This window comes from Imhoffiella purpurea, assembly GCF_000585215.1.
In the GTDB taxonomy this organism is placed as follows: Bacteria; Pseudomonadota; Gammaproteobacteria; order Chromatiales; family Chromatiaceae; genus Imhoffiella; species Imhoffiella purpurea.
This window is the reverse complement of the sequence record NZ_AONC01000078.1, coordinates 1-1,698: the sequence shown is the minus strand read 5'-3', so window position 1 is coordinate 1,698 and position 1,698 is coordinate 1. Positions and strand designations below refer to the sequence as shown.

General features: G+C 66.9%; 1 protein-coding gene. It reads right to left on the bottom strand.

Annotation, left to right across the window (positions count from 1 at the left end; genetic code table 11):
- Positions 1-10: 10 nt before the first annotated feature.
- Complete coding sequence (tnpC, locus tag D779_RS19650) at positions 11-1,570, bottom strand: IS66 family transposase (protein WP_081763617.1); 1,560 nt, start codon at positions 1,568-1,570, stop codon at positions 11-13.
- Positions 1,571-1,698 lie beyond the last annotated feature (128 nt).

The following is a 1,698-nucleotide window of genomic DNA, read 5'->3' as shown; positions in this document are numbered from 1 at the left end:
CCCCCTGCTCTCACGCCGCAGCAGGTGGCGGCAGAACGGGAGCCGGTCGCCCCTGACGACGCTCGCGCATAACCTCGGCGATGAAGAGCCAGGGCGAGTGTCCGCGCTGACGGCAGGTCTCGATCACGCTGGCCAGCGTGGCGAAGACGCGCGAGCCCTGGGCGTTGCGCGTTCCGTAGCCGATCCGTCGGGCGATGACCCAGTGGCGCAGGGCGCGCTCGGCGCGGTTGTTGGTCAGCGGCAGATCGGGATGATCGAGCACGACCCAGAAGGTGTCCCAGTCGTTGAGCAACTCGCGGGCGAGCGCGCGCGTCTTGGCGTGCTGGGACTCGGCCTGGGCGAGGCACAGCGCAAAGAGGGCGTTGAGCGCGGCAGCGTGCTGTTGGCGCAACGACCGCGGGGGTGGTCCTTCGCGGGCGGCGTAGACGCTCTCCATGAGGGCATCGAGGTGTTCGTGCAACGCCCGTCCGAAGCCGCTCACCGAGCGGTCGAGGCTCTCCTCGATCCCCCGCGCCTTGCGCAGGAGATGGGCCAGACAGCGCAGGCGTTGATCATAATCGCGGTAGGCCCAGTAACCGTCGCTCATCAGCCAGCCGGCGAACAGCCCCCCGAGCACGCCCTGGAGCAGATCCTGCGAGCGCCGTCCGATGCGAAAAAGCGTCGTGGTGGCGTTGGTGAAGACCCACAGCCACAGCAGATGCCCGTTCTCGATCCAACTCGTCTCGTCGGCATGCAGCAACTCACTGGCGCGCACCTCGGTGAGCAATTGCTCTTCCACCGGAGCCAAGGCGCGTCCGGCTTCATGGACGCACTGATTGATGGTCGCCACGCCCAGCGAGAGCCCCAGCCAGTCGGCCAGGAATTCCTGGATGCGCCGACGCGACAGGCGCATGCGCAGCGCCAGCGCACAGATCAGCGCCACCAGCAGGGGACCGGCCAGATGCCGCTCGCTGAGCGCCACCGTCCATGCGTCCTCGGGCCCTTGATGCGCGGGCTGCGCCGCCGTCCAGTGGCCGCATCCGCAGCGGCGGGCCTGATAGACATGCTTGATCTGGACGACCTGCAGCCCCGCCTGCTCCGCGCTCGGCAGGATCAGGTCGATCATGTAATGGGCACTGTGGGCGCGGGTGTCGTGGCTCGCCGTCAAGGGCTCACCACAGAGCCCGCACACTTCAGGATGATGATGGCGCTCCTCATGCACCGTCAGGCGCTGGGTGCGTCCGTGACCCGCACGACCAGGGGGCTGCCCAGGGCGTTTTGATGACCTGTCCGTCTCCTGCTCCTGAGTCTCCTCTGCCGCACGGCCAGGGGCGTCGCGATCTTCCGGTTCACGTGTCTCCTCAGGGGATTGCTCTCCAGAATCCGGCACCTCTTCTGACGCAACAACGCCTTCCCAAGGGGCACGGCTGCTGGGCGGGCGCGAACTGTTGCTCGGGTTCTGACCGAGACGCTCATGCGCCTCCTTCAGGTCGGCCAACAGCTTCACCGACAACGCACGCAGCGCCCGCTCCTCCAGCTCTTGGAGAACGGCTTCGTCGATCTGCGTCAGGTCATCGTGCGAGAGATGCATCGCCTCGTCGGGTCGCGTCCGGACAGCACCCGGATGCTGGCGTCGTTTAGGTCGTGGTTTTGACTTTGCCATAGCGGAGCCCGTCTGTCTTCACGTCCCCAAGGGAGGAGGAGGGTCTGAACGCTTAC